The sequence below is a fragment of the Marinicrinis sediminis genome (genome assembly GCF_042685085.1).
GTDB classification, from domain to species: Bacteria; Bacillota; Bacilli; order Paenibacillales; family KCTC-33676; genus Marinicrinis; species Marinicrinis sediminis.
Window position 1 is genome coordinate 75570 of sequence record NZ_JBHUMM010000043.1, and the last position, 23969, is coordinate 99538.

General features: G+C 50.4%; 18 protein-coding genes and 1 riboswitch. Of the genes, 13 read left to right on the forward strand and 5 right to left on the reverse strand.

All coding sequences use genetic code 11. The annotated features are described in order from the left end of the window. The first annotated feature begins 20 nt into the window (after nt 1–20). The 5 genes from ACFSUC_RS14030 (at nt 21) to ACFSUC_RS14050 (ending at nt 6479) form a co-directional block, all read left to right on the forward strand. Complete coding sequence (locus ACFSUC_RS14030; RefSeq protein ID WP_379930247.1) at nt 21–3254, forward strand: glycosyltransferase; 3234 nt, start codon at nt 21–23, stop codon at nt 3252–3254. Further along, a complete protein-coding gene (locus ACFSUC_RS14035; RefSeq protein ID WP_379930248.1) occupies nt 3251–4042 on the forward strand; it encodes an FkbM family methyltransferase in 792 nt (263 codons plus the stop codon). The genes ACFSUC_RS14030 and ACFSUC_RS14035 overlap by 4 nt, the downstream gene beginning before the upstream one ends. 32 nt (nt 4043–4074) lie before the next feature. Next, a complete protein-coding gene (gene gmd, locus ACFSUC_RS14040) occupies nt 4075–5058 on the forward strand; it encodes a GDP-mannose 4,6-dehydratase (protein WP_379930249.1) in 984 nt (327 codons plus the stop codon). Beyond that, a complete protein-coding gene (locus tag ACFSUC_RS14045; RefSeq protein WP_379930250.1) occupies nt 5055–6065 on the forward strand; it encodes a sugar phosphate nucleotidyltransferase in 1011 nt (336 codons plus the stop codon). Before gmd ends, ACFSUC_RS14045 begins: the two co-directional genes overlap by 4 nt. A gap of 72 nt (nt 6066–6137) precedes the next feature. Continuing rightward, nucleotides 6138–6479: a hypothetical protein gene (locus ACFSUC_RS14050; RefSeq protein ID WP_379930251.1), complete on the forward strand. Its 342-nt coding sequence runs from the start codon at nt 6138–6140 to the stop codon at nt 6477–6479. A gap of 140 nt (nt 6480–6619) precedes the next feature. Here ACFSUC_RS14050 and ACFSUC_RS14055 read toward each other — a convergent pair whose 3' ends face one another. Both ACFSUC_RS14055 and ACFSUC_RS14060 read right to left on the reverse strand, forming a co-directional pair. Next, a complete protein-coding gene (locus ACFSUC_RS14055) occupies nt 6620–7105 on the reverse strand; it encodes a hypothetical protein (protein ID WP_379930252.1) in 486 nt (161 codons plus the stop codon). Further along, complete coding sequence (locus ACFSUC_RS14060; protein ID WP_379930253.1) at nt 7098–7415, reverse strand: hypothetical protein; 318 nt, start codon at nt 7413–7415, stop codon at nt 7098–7100. The genes ACFSUC_RS14055 and ACFSUC_RS14060 overlap by 8 nt, the downstream gene beginning before the upstream one ends. Before the next feature lie 176 nt (nt 7416–7591). Here ACFSUC_RS14060 and ACFSUC_RS14065 point away from each other — a divergent pair, with 176 nt between their 5' ends. The 7 genes from ACFSUC_RS14065 (at nt 7592) to ACFSUC_RS14095 (ending at nt 19304) form a co-directional block, all read left to right on the forward strand. Beyond that, nucleotides 7592–9274 carry a DUF11 domain-containing protein gene (locus ACFSUC_RS14065; RefSeq protein WP_379930254.1) on the forward strand — a complete coding sequence of 561 codons (1683 nt, stop codon included), beginning with the start codon at nt 7592–7594 and terminating at the stop codon, nt 9272–9274. Between the two features lie 279 nt (nt 9275–9553). Next, complete coding sequence (locus tag ACFSUC_RS14070) at nt 9554–12226, forward strand: glycogen debranching protein (protein ID WP_379930255.1); 2673 nt, start codon at nt 9554–9556, stop codon at nt 12224–12226. 128 nt (nt 12227–12354) lie between these two features. Beyond that, a riboswitch (purine riboswitch) is annotated at nt 12355–12455 on the forward strand. A 116-nt stretch (nt 12456–12571) separates the two neighbouring features. Beyond that, nucleotides 12572–14014 (forward strand): NAD(P)/FAD-dependent oxidoreductase, encoded by a 1443-nt coding sequence (locus ACFSUC_RS14075; RefSeq protein ID WP_379930256.1) that lies wholly within the window; start codon nt 12572–12574, stop codon nt 14012–14014. Nucleotides 14015–14192: 178 nt separating this feature from the next. Further along, a complete protein-coding gene (locus ACFSUC_RS14080; protein ID WP_379930257.1) occupies nt 14193–14552 on the forward strand; it encodes a hypothetical protein in 360 nt (119 codons plus the stop codon). A gap of 259 nt (nt 14553–14811) precedes the next feature. Next, on the forward strand, nt 14812–15591 hold the full coding sequence (locus tag ACFSUC_RS14085) for a methyl-accepting chemotaxis protein (RefSeq protein ID WP_379930258.1): 780 nt from the start codon (nt 14812–14814) through the stop codon (nt 15589–15591). A 4-nt stretch (nt 15592–15595) separates the two neighbouring features. Continuing rightward, entirely contained in the window at nt 15596–16714 is a 1119-nt protein-coding gene (locus ACFSUC_RS14090) for a hypothetical protein (protein WP_379930259.1), read from the forward strand. A 160-nt stretch (nt 16715–16874) separates the two neighbouring features. Further along, the gene (locus ACFSUC_RS14095) at nt 16875–19304 is read left to right on the forward strand and encodes a glycoside hydrolase family 31 protein (RefSeq protein ID WP_379930260.1); all 2430 of its coding nucleotides are present in this window, start codon (nt 16875–16877) and stop codon (nt 19302–19304) included. Between the two features lie 181 nt (nt 19305–19485). Here the strand turns inward: ACFSUC_RS14095 and ACFSUC_RS14100 are convergent, their stop codons facing one another. The 3 genes from ACFSUC_RS14100 to ACFSUC_RS14110 form a co-directional block, all read right to left on the reverse strand. Continuing rightward, nucleotides 19486–20523 (reverse strand): TIGR03943 family putative permease subunit, encoded by a 1038-nt coding sequence (locus tag ACFSUC_RS14100; protein WP_379930261.1) that lies wholly within the window; start codon nt 20521–20523, stop codon nt 19486–19488. Next, the gene (locus ACFSUC_RS14105; RefSeq protein ID WP_379930262.1) at nt 20523–21518 is read right to left on the reverse strand and encodes a permease; all 996 of its coding nucleotides are present in this window, start codon (nt 21516–21518) and stop codon (nt 20523–20525) included. Before ACFSUC_RS14105 ends, ACFSUC_RS14100 begins: the two co-directional genes overlap by 1 nt. A gap of 92 nt (nt 21519–21610) precedes the next feature. Next, nucleotides 21611–22054: a hypothetical protein gene (locus tag ACFSUC_RS14110; RefSeq protein WP_379930263.1), complete on the reverse strand. Its 444-nt coding sequence runs from the start codon at nt 22052–22054 to the stop codon at nt 21611–21613. Nucleotides 22055–22209: 155 nt separating this feature from the next. On the opposite strand from ACFSUC_RS14110, the gene ACFSUC_RS14115 reads away from it, so the two are divergent. After that, nucleotides 22210–23967: an ABC transporter ATP-binding protein gene (locus ACFSUC_RS14115; RefSeq protein WP_379930264.1), complete on the forward strand. Its 1758-nt coding sequence runs from the start codon at nt 22210–22212 to the stop codon at nt 23965–23967. Nucleotides 23968–23969: the final 2 nt, after the last annotated feature.

The window sequence follows — 23969 nt, forward strand, 5'->3', positions numbered from 1 at the left end:
CAAGAGAGAAGGTATGCGAGATGAAGGTGAGCGACAAAAAGTCCCTTCTGCTGGAAGGTCCCCTGCATTCGGACAGCAGCTTTGCCCATGTCAATCGGGAGCTCTGGAAGCGGTTGGTCGGTCAGGCTCACATCGAAGCTTCTTACGTTCACCAGATTCGGCAGGACGAACCCATGGGGGACCGCCATTTCGATCTCGTGCTTCAGCATCAGTGGCCTCCCCGTCTTCAGCGCAGTCACGCAAGAAGCAAATGGATGGTGATGCAGCCCTGGGAATTCGGATCGATGCCCAGAGACTGGTACATCCCTTTTAAATATGAAGCCGATGAGGTGTGGGTCTACAGCCGATATAACCGGGATTGTTATATACAGGACGGAATTCCGGCAAAGAAAATCAAGACGATGCCGCTTGGCTTCGATGAAACGATCTTCCATCCCGCCCCAGAGTCAGGAAGCGAGCCCTTTACCTTCTTGTTTGTCGGGGGCAGTATTCCGAGAAAAGGGATTGATCTCGTCCTGCAAGCCTACTGCAAGGCGTTCCAACCATCCGATGATGTCCGCCTGATTATTAAAGATTGGGGAACAAACAGCTTCTACAAAGGCATCCACCTGGGACCGCAAATCCAAGCTCTAGCGGCCCAATCTACCGTTCCCCCCATCGTCTACCGGGATGGAAGATTGACAGCGCCGGAGTTGGCCAGTCTGTATCGACGCGCTCACTGTCTTGTTCATCCCTACCGTGGAGAGGGATTCGGTCTGCCACTTGTGGAAGCGATGGCTTGCGGAATACCGGTTATCGTGCCGGATCGCGGGCCCAGTGTGGATATGATGACTGCAGAGATGGGCTACCTGATTTCCAGCAAACTGGAAGAGATGGAGAACGCACCGTTCGGGCATCTGGAGACGATCTCTCGTCCGGTATGGATTCAACCCGATCTGGATCATCTGATCGAACAGATGCGCCATGTCGTTGCACACCGGGAAGAGGCCAGGGATAAAGGGGTGAAGGCAGCCGCGCATATGCAGGCGCATTTTACATGGTCCCGCTGTGTGGACCGCATGGCGGAGTCGATGCTGGAGGAGTCTTCGCAGCCCGCTGTCTCAAACCGTTCGGCTGAAAATGCGCTCTCAGTGGAACTGAGCGAGATTGAACAGGCCATTCAGCAGACCTCGTCGTTCCAGCTCGATCTCGCCCAGAAACTGGTGGCACTCCATACCCGTTTTCCCGAGGTTAAGGAAATGACGATTCGCACGGGACTGTATTACCTTGATCATGAACGATATGATCAGGCGCTGGTCTTTTTTGAACGGGCCAAGGCGGCTTTGAAACGGGAAGATCCCTTGATGTCCTCCGTCCAGCTCTGTCTGGTCAACAGTCATATTCGCAGCGGAGACATGCAGCGGGCGATTCAGATTATGGAAGAACTGGGACAACAAGATGCAGCTTATCGCAAAGTATTGTATCCCTATCTGCTGGAGGGAGTGCAGCAATTGTCTCGTCAAATGGCTGACATGCTCGGACAACTGGGTCAGATTCATGAGGAGAATCGCCACTGGCTGCAGGCGAACGAATGTTACACACGGGCAGTGGAAGTTTGCCCGAGTCGAAATAACAAGTGGCAGACGGTGAAAGATGAGTTGCAAGTGAAATGGTCGGATCTGCAGCAGGAGGTGAAGGAGTTGTTGCGGCTCCAGCAAGATTCACCGTCACCTGCTTCTGTCACAACCCTGGACGTACACTGGCTGAGTCCGTCTGTTCAGGAGAAAGTGGAGGGTTTCTCCAGTTATGCAAAATGGCCGGAACTGTTTCCGCTGACAGGTACGATCACAGCCGTTGATGCAGGAGAACTGGATCAGCAGGTTCAGAAGCCATCTAGTGAAAGAACGTGCACGGGATGGATCATCTATGTGCCAGCTCACAAACTTAACCCGATTCCCTTCCTGACTTTGTGTCAGCAGCTCCGATCTGCCGGACAGACCCTTCTGCTCTGCTACGAGGAGCCCTCGCACACTTCCCTGGAAATGCTGCTGATGATCCTGAAACATGAGGGATGGATCAGGAAGGAGGATTACAGCGCAGAAAATCACGGATACATGTGCTGGCTTCCGAAGGCATTGCCTGTTCTGTGGCAGAGTCCGCTCTACAATCAGACCGGCTACGCCAGTGAGCAACAGCATTTTATGCAATCACTGCGGACGTACCCGATTGCCATCGAGGTGCAGCCCATGGATACCGTGCCCGAACGACAGGCACAGCGAGTACCGCTTATTCACTTGTCGGGTCAGGCACAAAGCGATGGAGAGTCAAAGCCACTGATCCATATCCAGGCAGCACCCGCTCAATTGTTTACGATCCCGCGAGCGCCCATTTCGATTGCCCGGACGATGTTTGAGACCGACCGCATACCTGAAGACTGGGTACGTATCTTGTCCTCATTTTCAGAGGTGTGGGTCCCTTCTGCCTTTAACGTGGAAACATTCGAGCGATCTGGTCTCAATGGAAACAGCCTGCACATCATTCCGGGTACGCTGGACGACCAGATTTATGCACGGCGTCCAGAGCTTGCCCCGTTTCCGCTACAGGACGCGAGATCCTTCGTGTTTCTGTCCGTATTCGACTGGAGCATCCGCAAAGGATGGGATGTTCTGCTTCGAGCCTATTTTACGGCCTTTGACGATCAGGATGATGTCACCCTGGTCTTGAAGGTGAGCAAGGTGAATGAGCCGAGGGCAAAGCTGGACGTCGTGATCGATGAGCTGAAGAAGAAGATGGGCAAACAGAATCTGCCGGCTGTGAAGGTGATCGATCAGTCCTTGTCGGATGAGGAGATGCTCGGCTTGTATGTGTCTGCGGATGCCTTTGTGCTACCGACGCGCGGGGAAGGCTGGGGAAGGCCTTTCATGGAGGCGATGGCGATGGAGCTTCCGGTAATCGGAACACGCTGGAGCGGGCATCTGGCCTTCATGAATGACACCAACAGCTACTTGATTGAGACTGAACGTCTGACTGAGGTCGATCCTTCCATGCCACGCCATTTTTATGGACACCGCTGGGCTGAGCCGAGTGCAGAACATCTCTCCAGATTGATGAAGGACATATACGCCCGTCCTGAGCAGGCAGCGAAGATTGGAAAAGTAGCGAGAGCCTCCCTGTTTCCTCGCTTCTCTAAACAGCGTGTCGGTGCACAGATTTATCAACGGTTTTGTCATTTGCTTCAGAGGAGTATCAGCATGAATCAGGAGAGTGGAACATGAATGCGAACGCCGTGTACATCGGAGATCATACCGTACTGGCCCGACTGAAGTACGGGCCGAAAATTTACGTGGATACGAGAGAAATCAGTATGTCAGGTCATCTGATTTTGGATGGCTACTGGGAGGATTGGGTGACGAAAACGTTTCTCTCCATCGTCCAGCCAGGCATGACCGTCATCGACGTAGGGGCCAATTGCGGATATTATGCGCTCCTCGCGTCACAGGTCGTTGGACTGAAGGGCCGCGTACATGCCGTGGAGCCGAACCCGTTTTTTCATGCCAATCTGAGGCGAAGCAAGCTGATCAATGGCTTTTATCATATGGACATTCATCCCTATGCAATCAGTCAGCAGGAGGGACAGATGTCCTTGTATATACCAGAGGATCTGCTGGCTTCCGCCAGTCTTCACAAAGAGTGCCTGACCGGTATGGGAATGGTAGAACGAATTCGAGAGGTATCTGTTCAGACGAAACCGCTCACGGCCTTGCTGCCTGACCTTCAGGCGGATGTGATCAAAGTGGATATTGAGGGAGCAGAGCCGCACATTCTGACCGATTTGATCGCTGTACTGGAACGCTCGAATACCTGCCAGCTGATCCTGGAGTTTAATCCGCATGCCTGGGCAAAACAGGGATTTGACGCATTTGAGACGTTGCGCATTTTTGAGCAACTGCAATATCAGTTGCATGTGATCGAGCATGACGGAAGTGTGACGGCCCTCGGCCTGAATGATTTGATGCACAAAACAAATGCGCACAGTCATTTTGATTTGTTGATCCGTAAATGAGACGGGAAGTCATGAGAGGGAGGATGGAGCCAATGAAGGAAAGTACCGCCTTGATTACGGGCATTACCGGACAGGATGGTGCCTATTTGGCCCAGCTGCTGTTGCAAAAAGGATATACCGTTTACGGTTTGCTGCCACAGCGAAGCACCTCGCATCGCTGGAGACTGGATGAACTGGGCATCACGGAAGAAGTGGCGTTCGTTCACGGTGATGTAACAGACCTGACTTCACTGGTGAAGATTTTAAAGGAGGTGCAGCCGAAGGAAGTTTACAACCTGGCTGCTCAAAGTTTTGTAGGCATCTCCTGGCAGCAGCCTGTGCACACATGCCAGGTGACGGGTACAGGCGTGCTGAATATACTGGAAGCCATACGGATCGCACAGGTTGACTGCCGGTTCTATCAGGCTTCTTCGAGTGAAATGTACGGCCGTGTGCAGGAGCCTGTGCAGACGGAGAGAACGCCCTTTTACCCCCGTAGTCCATATGGTGTAGCGAAATGCTTCGGTCACTGGCTCACGGTCAATTACCGGGAGAGCTATGGGCTCCATGCGAGCAGCGGCATTCTGTTCAATCATGAATCCCCGCTCAGAGGACTCGATTTTGTCACTCGCAAGATCACGCACAGTGTCGCCAACATCGTCAATGGCGAACAAGATCAGCTGAGACTTGGGAATCTGGAATCGCGAAGAGACTGGGGATTCGCCGGAGATTACGTGGAGGCGATGTGGCGCATGCTTCAGCAAAAGGAAGCGGATGATTATGTGATCGCGACCGGACGCACCGTAACCGTCCGTGAATTTTGCAAGCAGGCGTTCGATTATGTCGGGCTGGATTATGAGAATTATGTGGTCATTGATCCGCAATTCTATCGTCCTGCGGAAGTGGACGTCCTGATCGGATCGCCGCAAAAAGCGAAGAAGAAGCTCGGCTGGACGCCTCAGGTAAAGCTGGAACAACTGGTGGCGATGATGATGGAGGCCGATCTGCGGCGAATCAGGGAAGGGAAGCGGTCATGAGGCTGGTGCTGCTGGCAGGCGGGAGCGGGAAACGGCTATGGCCTCTGTCCACGCCGATGCGACCCAAGCAATTTATTCCCATTTTTCAGGATGCGCAAGGAGAGAGAGAGTCACTGGTTCAGCGTACCTTACGTCTGTCAGCTTCCGTATTCTCAGACTCCGTGTCCATTGTGACCAGTGAAGCATTGTGGCCTGCGATGAGACGCCATGTCGAAGAGCGAAGTGTTCACCCCGTCCAATGGATGGTCGAGCCGGAGGCCCGGGATACGTATCCGGCCGTCTTGCTGGCCTGTGCATCCATCATGGAGCAACAGTCTGATCAGGACGAACTGATCTGTTGCTGTCCCATCGATTTATGGATTGAGCAGCCGTTCTTCGAAAGCTTGCTGGACTTTGAACGACAGTTTGAACCCAAGAGACATCAGCTTGGTCTCATCAGCATTCCCGCAGCCCGTCCATCCACCAAATTTGGCTATATGCTCATGGAAGAACCGGATGCAGCAGCCACCGAGGGGAAGCTGTTGACCGTCAGTCGGTTTGTGGAGAAACCGGACAGTGCGGGAGCCTCAGCTCTGATCAAACAGGGAGCTTGCTGGAACAGCGGGGCGTTTGTCATTCATCCCGCCTGGGTTCGCTCGCATTTTCAGCAGATCGGGTTGTCCATAAAGGAATCATCGGTGAGAGAAGCCTATACCACGCTGCGCAAAACAAGCTTTGACAAGGAAGTGCTGCACCGGGCGGAGAGAATCGGGGTGAAAGTATTCGAGGGAACATGGAGTGATCTGGGGACATGGGACAGCATCAATCAGTGGCTGGAACAGCCGGAATCGGAACAGGTGCTTACCTGGAAGTGTGAGGATACCTCGGTGATTAATACGACCGATCTGCCGGTTGTGGCGATTGGACTTGCACATCTTCAGATTGTCTTGACACAGGAAGGCTTGCTGATTACGGCCAAAGATCAGGCTGACGAGATCAAAAAGGTTCAGGAGGCCAACGATAAATAGGCACCTGCCCTGTACGTGCAAGCGTGGTCCTGAATAAAGTATAGGGATAATCAAACGGAAAGAGGTGATCACATGTCAATGCCTACAATTCCCAACATTACACCTACCATTTCCGTAACGGTAGGGCAAACGATCCCACTTTTGCTATCCTCCATCGCACTGGAAGAATTGGCGTTAGCACATATTATGAACGCGGAAGCGGAGAAGATACAGTTTGTACTGGGAACCCTGACACCTACGACATCTACGTTAACGCCTAGTGCGGTAACGATTTCCAATCTGCTACTCGTTGATCAGAGCGTCAGAAGAACCCTGCAGAACGTCATTAAGAAAGAAATGCTGCTCCAGTTCAAATTCGAGAATGTGCTGGATCTCATACAGGTGACACCTGGAGGGTTCATTATTGGTACGTAATGCCCCGTATCTCCCTTCGGCGCATTGATATGTGCAGCCATCACGTACGCCAGCAGGCAAGCCGTTCAGCTCAGCTGGCGGCTTGTTCTGCATATCCGTCTGAACCGCGGTCTGTATGTACGGTTCACCTAATGGAAGGTTCAGTTTGAATAGCGATTCTGGTCTGGTCCGATCCGCTTGCTCTGCCCATGCAGCCATACGCGCTGACCACGCCCGTTTGGCGGCGCTTTGACTGGCACGTCGCTCAAGACCTGGATGTAAAATAGCGCCCTCATCTGACTCAGGTTCAGCTTGAGCTCGGGAATGAGGGCGTATTGTTTCTCTGTTTGCTCCAGACTTGTTTTCATACTGCGGGCTAGCGCAATATTTTCCGTTTTGGCGCCTGCGAGTCGGTAAATCAGCGATATTTTTTCCATATGAAACAATAATGTGCCTAACAGGTGCAAGGTCAGCTTCATCGTTCGGATACATTCAGATTGTGCTCTGTCGGCAGGAATTGGCCTTGAAGCCTGATACATACGGATCAGGGCTACCTGAAGACTTTTCTGGCTGGACAGGCGCTTTTCCATTGCTAGGCAGAGGGTCGAGATACATACATCCAGCTTTCGAAGGGGACGGTCACTCATCTTCGTGCTCTTCAAATATAAGATTGAATTCGTCGACGACACTTTCCAGCTTTTTGAGCAGCAGCCATTCCTTCATGACGATCGTATCGACGAATTTTCGTACGGATTGATTGAAGCCGATAATTTCCTCCGTAGTCGGATAGAGGGGGAACTCCAGGTCCTTGCCTACAAAGGCCTGAATTTTTTCGGCCTCCGCGTTGAGAAGGTGCGATATACTGATCTCTTCCAAAGCAATCGACTCTAGCAGGTCAATGTATACTTCTTTGATTGAGGGCCTGAACTTATTCTCTGGAATCTCTGGCATACTCATGTCTTAAACCTCCCCAGCTTTGTTAGTACTGTATATATGCCTCGTCAGGTGTGAATATGAGTGGGAGATCGAGATTCCAGGGGATGACAAGCACACAGGCAGACTGCCGTCAGCAAGCATATGTTAAGTAGGAAATCAGGATTACCAAGCGATATCCTGAATCAGGAGGTGAGGAGATGGTTGTCGTCACCCGGTTCAATACGACAACGAACGGTGCCTTGACCATTACCGGAAATACATTGGGTCTCAGCAAGCAATTAAATACGAATTTTCAGGGAGACCAGGATGCGATCGGGGCACTGGCTACGCAAAATCTGGCGAGCCAGGTGAATGACTTCCCCCCTGGCACGACCTTGAATTTTACAGAGGATGGCGCGACAGCCATTCTGAATATTCCGGCAGGCAGCACCGTGCTGTATGCAGAACTGATCTGGTCCGGCAGCTTCAATGTGTCCGGTCAGGACCTCAGTGCCTTTATCAACGATAATGTTTCTGTCAATTCACCAGCCGGACTGTTCTCCGTTGCCTTCGATCCCGCAACGGCCGCCACGATCTTCAATACGTTTTATGTGCGCTCTGCAGATGTGACGGCGATTGTGCAGGCTGCTGGCGCAGGTTCCTATACGGTCGGAAACATCGTCGGCACGACGAGTGCATCGGACAACACGACAAATGCGGCAGGTTGGACGCTTATCGTCGCCTATGAGAATCCTTCGGTCGATATTCGGGACCTGACCATCTTCGTGGCGAGTGAATTTGTCAGCATCGGAAGCGGAAGTGCTCCGGCTACCATATCCGGATTTTTTACTCCCCCTACCGGACCGGTTAATGGACGCCTGATCGTGAGTGCGCTGGAAGGGGATTCCAACCGGGTGGGAGACCAGTTGCTGTTCGGTCCTACAGTCGGTACACTCGCTCCGGTGAGCGGTCCCAATAACCCGATTGATAACTTCTTCGCTTCGCAGATCAATAATGATCTTGGCCTGCTGGATACATCGGGAACGTTCGGAAATCTCAATCAGCCACTCGGTGTCAATGCAGACGGTCGAAGACAAGGTTATGACATCACCAATATTGATGTTTCTTCCTCGCTGAACAACGCACAGACCTCAGCGGTCATTCAGGGAACGACGGCAGGTGATGCTTACCTGATCAATGGGCTCGGCTTGCAAGTAGACATTAACGCCCCGAACTTTGAAGCGGAGAAGACCGCCAACACAGAAGGAGCGGGTGTCGGGGATGTCATTACGTATCAAGTGGTGGTGACCAATACCGGGCAAGCTGACGCCGAACTGGTGGTCATGCTCGATCCGCCGCCAGAGGGAACCGTATTTGTTGAGAACAGCATTTTGGTAGACGGCGTGCCCCAGCCCGGAGCGGATATTAGCAATCTCAATCTGGGTACGATTGCCGCCGGTCAGACTGTCGTCATCCAATATCAATTCCTGGTTGTGTCCAAGCCGGAATCAGGCGAATTTACCAACCAAGCCTTTTTCGAATTCGAGTTTCAGAGCGAACCGGGCGGCCCCGTCATTGATGGTTCAGGTGCATCCAACGAGCTGACAATTGCGCTGCAGCCATCCAATCTGGAAAAGGCGGTATCAGCCAACCTCGCCGCCATTGCCTTGCAGGAACTGGCGCTTGCCCATCTGATGAACGCAGAGGGAGAGAAGATACAGGCCGTGCTGGGGGTAGGGGGAACCGTGACCCCGAGTGTAGTGGAGCTGCCGCAGTTGATTTCTGTCAATGACAGTGTGGCGCAGATGCTGGAGACGATTAATATGAAAGAAATGATCTTGCTTCAGCAGCTTCAGGATCTGGTTGGCATTGTGCAGGCATCGCCTGAGTTATTCTGTTAACGCGAAGGCGTGTCAGGGCAGGCAACTACGCATTCAGGTCATTTGCCCTGGCACGAAACAGAACGCTTCGCGTATACTATCTTGAACGTCAAAAGGAAAAGTCGTTTGATGAAGAATCGGAGAAAAAGGAGTCGATTCGGAGAACGTACTTTTCCTGGACATTTTGTTAATTGACCGATATAATCATACTATGTTAGCGCTTACATATCTCTTTGTGACAAAGCGAAACCGGTTTCTTTTCTGTGCCTGATGATGAAACGAATTGAGAGGGGATGAATCATGAAGAAGAAACACGTATCCGTCATGCTGATCTGGGTGATTGTATTGGCGCTCGTCCTGCCCATGATGGAGTCAAACAAGGTGTCCGCTGCCTCCATTACGATCCTGGAGCCGCAGACTGGCTGGCATGCCAATCAGTTTGTGACCGTACGAGCGAGTGTAAGCGGCAGCGATGTTACCCAGGTGGAAGTGTATTATGCGACAGGTAGTTCGTCGTATCCGCCTACTCCCGTTGCCGTTCAGCAAGCGATAACAGGCAGAAACGATTATTTCTTTTCGATCGATCTTGGCAGCTATGCCAACACAACTAGCGGCAAACTGAGAGTCGTCGCCAAAAATGCGTCCAATCAAAGTGTCGCCACTGCGGAAGTGACACAGCTGAAGAAAACAAATCTCAGTACGTCTCTGGGATCGCTGAAGGACGGGGCCGTTGTATTGAAGAGTGGCAGTACAACGACCGGCACCCGATTTGTCCTGTGGTCCAAACATGCCACCAAGGCACAGGTTTGGATATACGGCAACAGTGATACCGGAACCGATGCGCCGGTCAAAGTCATGGAACTGATTAAACAAAATGGAACCGTGAATGAGGGTGCTTACTGGGTTGCGGATGTGATGAATGACGGTTCGACCGTCTATGGTCAAGGTTTGCATTATGGTGTACGGGTGTGGGGACCGAACTGGCCTTATAACAGCCAGTGGAGACCGGGTACGGGCTACGGTTTTGTGCAGGATGTAGACAGCGCAGGCAATCGGTATAATCCGAACAAACTGCTGCTCGATCCCTATGCCAAAGCCATGAGCAAAGATCCGGACTGGTCCAATGATATCTTCAAGACCGGGTCTGCCAATCGCAACCGTGATTCCGCGGGCATGATGGGAAAAGGAATTGTGTATGATCCGAGCACATATAACTGGGGCAGCGATCAACCGTTGCAGACCCCGATGAAGGACAGCATCATTTATGAAACCCATGTCAGAGGATTTACCCAGCATGCCAGTTCCGGCGTCGCCAACAAGGGGACGTACAAGGGCGTGACGCAGAAGGTTGGACATCTGAATGACCTGGGGATTACAGCAGTAGAATTTCTGCCGGTTCATGAGACGATTAACGGTTATAACGACCGTAATCCGAACAACAATGACTGGGACAATTACTGGGGTTATTCAACCGTCAGTTTCTTTGCACCGGATCGCCGCTATTCGTCTGATCAGTCCGCCACAGGCCCGATCAATGAATTCAAGGATATGGTGAAAACCCTGCATGCCAACGGCAAGGAAGTGATCCTGGATGTTGTATACAATCATACAGCGGAAGGCAAGACAGGGGCGAACAACAACGAAGCGTTGTTGCTCAGTTTTAAGGGAATTGACAATCAGGTGTACTATTCTCTGACTGCTGACCGGCAAAATTATATGGACAATACCTGCTGTGGAAACTTCAATGTGGCGCACCCGAAAGTGACACAGTTTGTGATCGACTCGCTCAAATATTGGGCGGAAGAAATGCATGTGGACGGATTCCGCTACGATCTGGCTTCCGTTCTCGGCAATACGATTCAACATGGCGGATTTCATTACAGCAAGCAAGCATCGCTGCTGAATCGCATTTATCAGGAGTTGCCAAATTCCAAACACATTGCAGAGCCGTGGGCGATCGGCGGGAATTCCTATCAGCCCGGCAATTTCCCTGGCTCCATTGATGCAGGGCAGAATGCCTGGAGTGAATGGAATGACAAGTTCAGAGATACGATGCGCAGACTGGTGAGAGGGGACGATGGGCAGGTTCCGGATCTCGCAACCCGGGTAGCGGGTAGCAGTGACTTGTTCGGAGACGATGGTCGAAGACCTTACAGCAGCGTGAACAAGATCACGGCCCATGATGGCTTCACGCTGAATGATCTGGTGAGCTACAATGTGAAAAACAACAACCAGGCCTATCCATATGGCCCCTCCGATGGCGGAACGGACAACAATATCAGCTGGGATACGGGTGGAAATGAAACCTTGCGCAGACAGCAAATCCGCAATTTCGGCACACATCTGATGTTGTCTGCTGGAACGCCGATGCTGCTGGGCGGTGATGAGATGAGGCGTACCCAGCTAGGCAACAATAATGCCTACAATCTGGATACCGTCGCTTCCTGGTATGACTGGAATCTGATGAGCAGCAACCAGAGAACCTATCAGTTCTTCAAAGGCATTATCCAGTTGCGCAAGGATCATCCCGCGTTCCGCAGAGGAAGCTTCTACACCGGAACAGATCATAACAGCGACGGCATCTCCGATATTCAGTGGCATGGTGTCAATTACCGCTCTCCGGACTGGACGACAGGCAGCCGCACGCTGGCATGGCGCATTGACGGAGCGAAGGCTGAGACCGGAGCCAGCGTCAACGACAATGATTTCTATATCGCTGCCAACCATTATTGGGGGGCGTTGACCTTCCAGCTTCCTCCAAACCATCCGGGGAAAAAGTGGTATCGCGTGATCGATACGGCTAGCTGGGCAGAAAATGCCGCTACCATCAGTAACAACGTAGATCAGCCGGGTCAGGAGGATCAGATGACAGATGGCACGTGGACGAATACGTGGGCAACCTCATTTGCCGGCAACAGCAGCTATCAATATCTGGTGAACCCGCGCAGCATGGTGGTGTTCATCGAGAAATAAAAAACACGAACATTAGGAAATGATCATACAGAAAGTAATCGAATTACATTATAAACACGAACAATAACTATTGACACCCTTCCTATTATTCATGTATGATGCAAAAGGGTTCACCAATTCCGTATTTTTCACAATCGATGAGGATCATTCGTATAACCCTGCGAATAGGGCGCAGGGGTTTCTACAAGGAACCGTAACATTCCTGGCTACGAATGGATATGCACACGTATATCCATTTGTAGCCTTTTTGTTTGGAATGGAATGGCCAGTCCCCTGAGCTGCTGACTGTCAAGCAGATACAGTAAGCAGCTTGCCTGAATACATGAAAACGGGAGTGTGGATGAAATGAATCATTATGATTTTATCGTTGTAGGTGCCGGGCCTGCAGGAATTTTTGCTTGCTATGAAATGTCGTTGTTGAACCCTGAAGCAAAGGTGCTTCTAATTGATAAAGGTCATGATATCTATCATCGAAGATGTCCCATTCTAGAAGAGAAAATTGAGCTTTGTCCGCCGCCAGCGGGGAAGAAAGAATTTGCCGGTTGCTTGCCAGCCTGTTCGATCACAGCCGGATTCGGCGGCGCAGGTGCATACAGTGACGGGAAATTCAACATTACAACCGAATTTGGTGGATGGATGACCGATTACATGGCTCCTTCCAAAGTGCTGGAGCTCATTCAATATGTCGATGCCATCAACCTGAAGCATGGCGCAACCGAATCCATTACCGATCCGACTACCGAGCAAGTCAGAGATATTGAGCAGCGTGGCTATGCAGCCGGATTAAAGCTGCTTCGTGCAGAAGTAAGACATCTGGGTACGGAACAAAATCTGGAAATTCTAACCTCCATTTATGAATACCTCAAGGATCGCATAGAGATGCAGTTCAAGGCAGAGGTGGAGGATCTCGTTACAGAAAAAATCAACGGTCAGCATGTTGTCAAAGGCATTGCTCTCAAGAACGGTCAAGTCTGCAACAGTGACAAGATTATGATCGCACCGGGAAGAGACGGTTCCAAATGGCTGACGGAAGTATTGAAGAAGAGAAGATTGAAAATGTATAACAATCAGGTGGACGTAGGGGTGCGGGTTGAAACTTCTGATGTGGTCATGAGGGAGATCAACGAGCATCTATATGAAGGGAAGTTTATTTTCAATACATCCGTTGGAACGAGGGTGCGAACGTTTTGCAGCAATCCTTCCGGTCACGTTGTTGTCGAGAACCACAGTGGGGTTATGGCAGCTAACGGTCATTCTTACAAAGACCCCAAGCTTGGCTCTCAAAATACGAATTTTGCCCTGCTCGTATCCCATACGTTTACTGAGCCGTTCAACAAACCGAACGAATATGCCCGGGAGATCTGCCAGCGCGCCAATGATTTGTCTGGCGGCGGTGTCATTGTTCAGAAGTATGGGGACATCAAGCGAGGAAGAAGATCCACAGAGCAGCGGATAAAAGAAGGGTTTCTGGAACCAACCCTCCCTGAAGCGGTACCGGGGGATCTTGGATTGGTGCTGCCGTACAATACCATGATCAGTCTGGTGGAAATGGTCGAGGCGCTCGATCAGGTCACACCGGGCATTGCTTCAGAGCATACGCTGTTTTACGGTGTGGAGGCAAAGTTTTACTCGGCCCGTCCCAAGCTCTCTGATACGTTTGAAACCGAGATCGCTGGCCTGTATTGTGGCGGAGATGGTGCTGGTGTAACGAGAGGACTGGCACAAGCAGGCGCTGCGGGGGTATGGATTGCCCGAAATGTGCTGGAAACGTTGAATACCAGATGTTAAACACCGAATGTTAAGCACCAGATGTTGAATACCGGATCATGAAGCTAACAGGTGACTGCAGCCATAAAAATCTCATGTCATCATCCTGAATTGACAGTTTTTTCATGGTCATCATTCTTTTTTCCTATATAATCAGGTAGGGTAGTTATACGATTAGATGATCAGGAGGACGATTCTCATGGATTTCAAGAAACTGGACATGGGTGGAAAATTGATTTTGGGCTCGGCTGTAGTCGCCATTTTATCGCTCTTTTTTGCATGGGCGGAGTTTATCATTTCGGTTGACGGCTTTCAGCAGGATGCCTATTTGTTTCTCATTGTTTTCATCTATCCGGTTGTGGCAGTAGTCCGCAACAAACCGCTAAACAAGGTGATCGGGTATGTCTGTGCAGCAGCAGGGGTTTTGCTGGGACTGTGGTACATAAATTCCAAGGCAACGGTGATGGGAGAGAGCATAGCCGCTTCGGGTCCGTATGTCTTTATCATTGCTTCTGCCCTGCTTGCGTTCGGAGTATGGAAGCATCGCAAGGCTGTTTAATATCCTGCATGCAGGAAACTGATGGCAACCATTCATCGAGAGCAGCCAATCAGAGACAGCAACCAATGAGAAACAGCAGTCTTCATTATCGAAGGCTGCTGTTTTTTTTCGGTCGAAAAATAGAGTAGGATATTCGACCGCAGGTGTCGAATGTAGGGGAAGAACGACGAATAAGATCAATTGTAAGCTGACATACAGAACCTGAGCGTAAAACAAGCTACAATAGACTGAATCTCTTAATTTGAAGGAGTGCATGGACATGGAACACCTAGAAGAGAACAGACGAAAAATTGAGCGGGCAGAGCACACTATGAAGGAGCAGCAGCATCTCGTTCAAAGTCTTGTGGAGCAAACTGATGACATTGCATACCGGGCCAAGGAAATGTTTATCCATGTGGAGAATATTACGAGCTTGTCCGAGAAGGCGGATGCGTCTACCGTAACTGGAGATGAGCGAATTAGTCGCGTTGTGGATCAGATGAATCAGATCAATGACCGCGCCTCGGAGATTATGTCCAAGATGGATACGCTATCCCGGTTGTCCAAGGATATATTGAAGGTGGTTGGCGTTCTGGAGGAAATTGCAGATCAGACCAAGCTGCTTTCCCTCAATGCAGCGATTGAGGCGGCCCGTGCCGGTGAGGAAGGCAAGGGATTTGGCGTTGTCGCTTCGGAAGTTCGCAAGCTGGCTGAAAACAGCGGCAAATCAGTCAAAGAAGTCGAGGACATCGTACAGCGTATTACGAAGGAAATATCCGGGTTGGTAAAGGATACGGCAGCCGGATTAGCGGACACGGAAAAAGGTAGAGATGAGGTAGAGGAAGCCCGAACCAGTTTCCATCATATTCGCAGTACCGTTCATCAGCTGAAGTTGGAAAACAAAGAGCTGCAGGTTCAAGCGACAGATATGAGTGAAGTCAGCGGGGAAATCAAGAAGCTGTCGAACCCGATTGCTGAGAATCGCATTCACATCTCTGAAGGGCTCAGCGCGGCAGTTGCCTTGATCGAAGCGGAGAAAGTGAAGGCTGAACGAGCATAGCGGCATGAGCGATGTGCTGAGCTTGGTCGTTGTCTATGTCCTGATTGGAGCAGCCTTGCGCCTGGAGTCAACCTGGCAACTATCCAGGTATTATATCTCTCCGCCACTGCTTGCAGGTGCAGCAGGCTCTCTGCTTTTGCTGACAACAGATCCCTGGCTGTTTGAGTGGGCTCCGTCTGAGTCATTCACAACGGGATTGGTAACTTGCTTCCTGTTTACCATCGGATTTCAGATGGGTCGGATGTACACACTTCGGTATTATGGTCGCCTGTTCACCATTTTGTTCCTGTCGGTTCTTCTTTTGCTCGGGCTGGAGGGAATGGTTTGGATGCTGTTTCATGACGGCCTACATCAACAGTTGCTTGGGACGAGTACCTTTGCATGGAATCCGGAATGGATGGAACGCTTCAGAGACAGCTTTCCCGGACAGCCTGTATTGTCTGGTTATGAGTTTATCTCACTTTGGATGGTCTTTATGCTCACTCCGATTGTATTAAGGCTGATGAGCCCCTTTCACAGTAAGCCACCTTCGGCATCGGCTCCTGCTGTGCAATGGACTCGTTGGAATATGGGTGTGGCAGGGGGCGTGGTGCTGATTTCCTGGCTCTCCATGGAACTGAAATCGATGTGGTTCATGCACTCCTTATACATATTTGAGTTTGTCATTTCCATGACGATCGGCTGGGTGTGCGGGCTGGTCTATCGCTATCGGCTATCTGGCAAGCTGCAGGCTGGACAGTCTCAGCGTTTGCTGCTCACCATTAAAGGAATGGGAACCTTGTCGCTGTACGGATTTATCGTGACGATGCTGATGCTGTCCGCAGGGGTTCTGCGCCAGGAAGGCGAGCTGTGGATGGTGTCTCTGCTGCTGCTGAAGGGCTTGATCATCTCCCTGCTCATCATCTGGATTGCCAGGAAAACCGTGCGACGACCTGCACAATTCGTATGGCTGGGTGCTTGCTGGGCCTTTGTCCTCAGTGCGCCAGTTGCTTGCATGAATGTGATGCGCACGATTGTAGAACGCGACGGAGAAGCGAATGAAGTGCTGCTGGTTGTCCCGCCTGTTATCTTGTGGCTGGTCAATTATCCGCATGAGTGGATATTCCGCTGGATATATGGTTGAAGATGTATGTTTGAGTGGTTGACCCTTGCTGTCTGAGCAAGGGTTATTTTCGTTGGATTGTCCACTATTCTCAATAAGGATGTCCACTTTGATTCTAAACGAAGTTTTGCTATGATATGTGTGGATTACTTACGTTGATCAGTCTGAAAGGAGTTCCATCATGCAAACAAGTGAAACGATACATCCAGACAAAGTGTTGCAAGATCAGGCAGACCAGAAGGTGCAGCGAACCGTTGGAACCGTGAAGCAAGCCGATAAAATCAAACCGCATACATACTTGCTGAAGGGGGAGCATGCCGATGTCATGCTGCAATTTCATCAACATGCGGTCATTCGTGTTCAGCTCGTATTCGGGAAGGAACCGCAATGGTTTACCACACCTGCTATCGTCAAGGAAGCGAGTGAAATGCGAGGTACGGAAACCGAACTGTCCGAAAGTGATACGCAATTTCTGATTCGTTGCGGCAGCCTGACCGCTGTAATTGAAAAAGCTGAATATGCGCTTAGCGTATTCAAGGAAAAAGATGGTGAGAGTGAGATCGTATACGGCCCGGCCCAGTTCCGCTGGGAACATGAAAAGACGCCGACGTTGTATCATCCCAAAAACGAAATGTCTCATTTTTACGGATTAGGCGAAAAAACAGGCTTCCTTGATAAAAAGGAAGAAAAATATACGATGTGGAACATGGATGTCTATGATCCGCATGTGCCATCCATTGAGAATTTGTACGTGTCCATTCCTTTTCTCGTTCATTTTGAATACAATCGCCCGGTTTGCGGGACATTCCTCGATAATCCAGGTAAAAGTGTATTCGATATGCGCAGTTACAAGGAGCATTATGCCATTGAGATCGAGTCGGGTGTCCTGGATACGTATCTCATATGTGCAGACAGCCTGAAGGACATGATCACGCAATACACCGCATTGACAGGTCGCATGCCGATGCCGCCGAAGTGGTCCATTGGCTATCATCAGTCTCGTTACAGCTACATGAACCAAGAAGAAGTGCTGGAAATTGCCCGTACGTTCAAGGCAAAAAATATCCCGCTTGATGTCATTCACCTGGATATTCATTACATGGACGAGTATCGGGTATTTACATGGGACAAGACCCGTTTCCCTGACCCGAAGAAGATGATGGAGGAACTGGAGGAAATGGGCGTCAAGATCGTCACGATCGTCGATCCGGGTGTGAAGAAAGACCCGAACTATCCGGTCTATCAGGAAGGCATTGAGCAGGATCTGTTCTGCAGAAATCTGGAGGGCGATCTGTTCCTTGGCGATGTCTGGCCGGGGACAAGTGCATTCCCGGACTTTACCTCTCCGCGGGTTCGCGAGTGGTGGGGAAACAAGCATGCAGGCCTGTTGGCTGATGGTGTAAGCGGCATCTGGAATGATATGAATGAACCGTCTGTTTTCCACAACGACTCGAAGACGATGGATATGGATGTCGTTCATGAATATGATGGCAACCGTCGCACGCATAAAGAAATTCACAACCTGTATGGGTATTACATGTCCAAAGGGACCTTTGACGGCATGAAGGAACAAATGGAGGGCAAGCGGCCATTTGTACTCACCCGATCGGCCTATGCGGGCGTACAGCGCTTCGCAGCTGTATGGACCGGAGACAATCGCAGCTTCTGGGAACATCTGCAGCTGTCCATCCCGATGGTCCTGAATCTGGGGATGTCAGGGGTAGCCTTTACAGGTCCGGATATCGGCGGGTTCGCACATGCAACCAATGCAGAACTGTTGACGAGATGGACGCAAGTCGGCGCGCTCTTCCCGTTCTGTCGAAATCACAGTGCCATTGATACGCCGTACCAGGAGCCGTGGCGATTTGGTGAAGAGGTCGAAGCGATATGCAAAACCTATATTGATCTTCGTTACCAGCTGCTGCCGTACATGTATACATTGTTCCAGGAAGCGAGCCAGACTGGACTGCCTGTGATGCGCCCGCTTCTCCTGGAGTTTGAACAGGACGAGCAGGTATTCAACCTGTGCGACCAATTCATGCTCGGTTCCAGTCTGATGACTGCGCCGATTCTGCGTCCTAGCACAGAGCATCGGACCGTCTATTTGCCAGCCGGAGAATGGATTGACTTCTGGACAGGAGAGCGATTCAGCGGCGGACAGCACATCATGGTGCATGCGCCATTGTCCAAGCTTCCACTTTTTGTGAAAGCCGGTTCCATCATCCCGATGAAAGTGGATGGCAAGTTGCAGCTTCAGGTGTATGGTCTGAACGGAGAAGGCCGTTATCAGGGTCGTCTATATGAAGACGATGGTCAGACCTATGCGTACGAGCAAGGGAAATGCCAGGAAGTGAACGTGACCGCACAGGAAAGTGGTTCAACGCTTCAGCTCGCCTTTGAGCAGGTTCAATCCGGTTACCAGCAACCAGATGCCCTGCTGCAGGTCGTGGTCCGATTTACAGATAGCAAACCGCTGTCCGTTGCCGGATTGTCTGAGCTTGCTGCTGAAGATGTGCCGCTTAATCGCGAAGGCTGGTTCTTTGATGAGCAGAATCACGATCTGGTCATCCAGATGAAACAGCTGCCTGATTCCCTGCAAGTGCATAAATAAATACAGGATGACTTCATCCGATCAGCATGATCAAATACGAACGTGCCAAATAAGAGCGTCACGATTCCGAACGTATCGGCATACATGATCTAAAACAGAAGCCGCCACCTGTTCTCTCACTGAGAACGGGTGGCGGCTTGTTGTGTATCCGGTTTTGCGTCATACGCTGCGTCACGTGCAGCTAGAAGCCCATCTCTGTATTGACGTATACGTACGGGTCTTCAGGTGCAGTGATTTTGCGAATAGCCGTCGATTGAAGCGATAGAATCTCCACTTCGTTCAATGTGGTGGTGGACAGTGTACCTTCTACTTCCACCCATTCGTCCGTTTCCCAGCGAGAGGTTCTCGGACCCTCCACCAGAATACCGAACGGAGTCGAATCTGCTGAACAGCACTGGACGGCGAATCGGGCGACCGCCATCTGATCAGGTGTAAAGATTTCTTCTCTCAGTATAAATCCGGAAATGACCAGGGGTTTCCCGATAAAATCTTCCTTGAACATATCGAGTACGGTAAGTGCTTCCAGATAGCTCTCCGGTTCAATCTGAATGACAGGCTGCTCATACAGTGTTCTCGCATATTTAGCGTAGGCCGCATATTCCGGCTCGGCCTGCTCGAAGGAAGGGATGGAATTCTCTTCAGCTTCATATTTGTCCGTGTCTGCTGGAGGGATTGTTGTGCTGTCTGTTCCAGCAGGTGCAGGTTCTGAATTCGTCTCATTCGGATCGACAGTATCATCGATAGTCTCTGTTTCTGAAAGGGACTTTTCCGATATTTCCGCTGCCAGTCCATTGGTTTTCCCTTGATACTGAATCCCCTTCTTTAACGCGAGAGCGCTGTCCATTTGGGAAGACGGGGTCAGGAAGATCAATCCGATCGGTACCAGAAAGAGGAACAGGACAATCAGGCGTTTCACTCCCCACCTGGATGAAGTGTCAGCATGATCATGATCATGCTGACATCCACAGTTCAGTTGATCAGGGTCATGCGCATGGTCATGCGTACCATGGCCAGGGGATCGCTGCAAAAAAGCTACGATCATAAGCAGGGCAGCAAACACATAGAGCACCAGACAGGCCAATTTGACGAGCAAGGTCATTCTGGGCGCAATATACAGGTTCAATTGACCGGATTCCGTCAAATAAAAGATAATCCAGGCATAACTGCCCAGCAGTAGGCCTTTAAGAAAGGTCTGCATTCTGGTTGTATTCGTACTCATTAGATCATGACTCCTTCATAGATCGAATACCCGAGACTAAGTAATAGCACCAGGATGGTCACACTTGCGATCAGCATCCATACATAGCGGGCACGGAAGACTGAGAACAGCATAAACGTGTTTTTAATATCCAGCATCGGCCCGAATACGAGAAAAGCGAGTAGAGCAGATGGCTCGAAGCTGCTGGTGAAGGTGGCCGCAATAAAGGCATCCGAATTGGAACACAGGGACAGCACAAACGCAAATGCCATCATAAACAGCGGCTGATAGGCGAAGAAATCACTCCAGGAAACAAGCTTTGCCGTTCCAATCCCCGTCTGTATCAGAGCGGTCATCAAGGCTCCGAACAGCACGTATTTCAGCATGTGGATCAATTCGTCCGCACTGTGGAGGAAAGCACTTTTCAATTTGGCACCCATCGAAGGAGCTCGCAGGGCACCATGAGAATGTGAATGTGAATGTGAATGTGAATGTGAATGTGAATGGTCATGAACATGGACAACGGACTCAGCAGCAGATGCATGCAGGGTAGCAGGCCTGCCTGCGGTCCCGTAGGTTTTCAATAGTTGTTTGGAACTGACACGGATAAACAGGGACGCCGCCAGTACAGCGACGAGGAATCCGCCAATGATCCGTCCCCACACGATTTCTGGATGAAAGGGAAAAGCGGTATAGGTGGCACCAATGACAATCGGGTTAATGATGGGACCAGCCAGAATAAAGGCGATGCCACTATAGACCGGCATCCCTTTCTTGATCAGTCTGCGTACGACCGGAATCATGCCGCACTCACACAGCGGAAAGAGCAGGCCCAGCAAGGAAGCACATACGATTCCGATCAAGGTGTGCTTGGGCAGAATACGCGCGATGGTTTCATCGGAGACGAATACTTGCAGCAGACCGGATATGATCACGCCCAGCAACAAAAAGGGCATGGCTTCCAGGACGATGCTTACCCATACAATTTTCGTGTTTTGAATAAAAGACATACTCATAACGCCAGACCGCACCCCTTAAAAGTAATGATTACGAATAAATGATAACATAGTCTCTGAAAATGTCTATCCTTTTTCATTTTTCTCTATTTCTATTTGATGTGTATGTCAGGTGTGGAATGAGGCTCGGCATGAATCGAATGATCAGGGACCGTCACCGGTTGATCACCTATGTAATACCGCAGCGATTTGGTGTTGGACGTAGGTACGGATTCAATCCTCGTTCCATCTGCATCCAGGTACGTTTCCACTTCCCGATAGATCTCAATCAGAAAGGATTCATCGTACCGTTCTTCGACCTTCACCCATTCCAGATGAACCTGAACAGCTTCAGGTCTGTCAGGCGCATCGTAAGCGTAGGCAGGCTGTATATCCGTAGAGTGATGAAGTTGACGGGCAGAATGGAAATGTCCGCCAGGAGAAAAAAGCTCATAGAGCAACCATCCATTTAATAGAATAACAAACATGACCGCATAAAAGAAGCGGCTGCGAAAACCATTCACAAGAGACGGCACAGATCGGAATTTGATAGACATGACGGTTCCTCCTCAAACAAAATACGTGACCGATAAAACATTATATGTGGGTTGTCCGTCAATCTTGCCTCCAACCTTTCGAACTCGAATCATGGGGCTTCCGGCGATATTTTGGTATAATAGTCGAATGACCATTCCAAGAAGGAGATTTCAGCATGAAGCCATTGCGTACGTATTCACAATTCGTCAAACCGTATTGGTTGCTTATATCCATTACGCTGATGATTGGATTTATTAAATTTGCGATTCCCCTGACCTTGCCGCTCATCCTGAAATATGTCGTGGATGATTTGCTGATGTCAGATATGAGCAGGGAGGCCAAGCTGGAGCAGCTGACCTGGATCGTCATTGGAGGACTGGCCCTGTTTGTCATCGTGCGCAGCCCCATTGAATATTTGCGACAATATTTCGCACAACTCGTAACGAGCAAGATTTTGTATGACATCCGCAGTGCGCTTTATGAGCATATTCAGAAATTATCCATCCGCTTCTACCAAAATCGCAAGGTAGGCGAGATCATTTCCAGATTCATTAATGACGTGGAGCAAACCAAAAGTCTGGTTGAGATCGGCATGATGAACATTTGGCTCGATCTGTTCACACTGTCTGTCGCCCTCGGTATTATGTTTTATTTCAATGCCCCGTTAACCCTGGTGGCGATCGCTGTATTCCCTCTGTATGGCATTGCGGTGAAAATTTTGTACAAACGACTGAAACAGCTCACCAAAAATCGTTCCCAGGCGCTTGCGGAGATGCAGGCCTACTTGCATGAACGGATTCAAGGTATCCCGATTATCCGCAGTTTTACACTGGAACGGCATGAGCGTGAACGGTTTCGCGAACGCAACCATCACTTTCTGGACAAGGCGTTGGCCCATACAAGATGGAATGCGCTGACTTTTTCTGTCATTAACACGCTGACGGACATTGCACCTCTGGCGGTCATAGGATATGGTGGGTATCTGGTGATTGAAGAGAGTCTGACGCTGGGGGCATTTGTCGCTTTTTTCGGATATTTGGAACGCCTATACAGTCCGCTCCGCAGGTTGGTCAATTCTTCGACCGTCCTGACTCAGGCGATGGCTTCACTGGAGCGGGTGGTGGAGTTTATGAACGAACGCTATGATATCTCGGATCGAGACCAGGCGAAGGAACTTTCCCAGGTGAAAGGGAAGGTGGAATTTCGGGATGTATCCTTCCGCTATCAGTCTGATTCGGATGAAGTGCTCAAGCAGATCAATCTTACGATAGAGCCAGGTCAGAAAATCGCGCTGGTCGGGATGAGCGGAGGGGGCAAATCCTCTCTCGTCTCCCTCATTCCAAGGTTTTACGATGTGTCCGAAGGGGCGATTTATCTGGACGATGAGGACATTCGAAATGTGACGGTACGCAGTCTGCGCAAGCAGATCGGCATGGTGCTGCAGGATAACATCCTGTTCAGTGGCTCGATCAAGGAGAATATTCTGCTCGGACGTCCAGATGCGACCGATGAAGAGGTGACAGCAGCAGCGATCGCGGCCAATGCTCACCGCTTTATTACTGAATTTGCACGAGGCTATGAGACCGAGATTGGAGAACGGGGTGTGAAACTGTCCGGTGGACAAAAGCAGCGGCTGGCTATCGCCCGGGTTTTTCTGAAGAATCCGCAGCTGATCATTCTCGATGAAGCCACCTCTGCGCTCGATCTGGAATCTGAACAGCAGATTCAGCAGTCGCTGGAGCGTCTGACGGCCGGACGAACGACCCTGATTGTCGCCCATCGTCTGTCCACCATAACCCATGTGGATCAGGTCGTATTGATCGAAAACGGGAGAATTGTCGAACAAGGCTCGCATGAGGAACTGATGAGACGAAACGGCAATTACGCTCGTCTGTTCAATGTACAGAATCTCGGATGGCAATCTACGATTTAAAT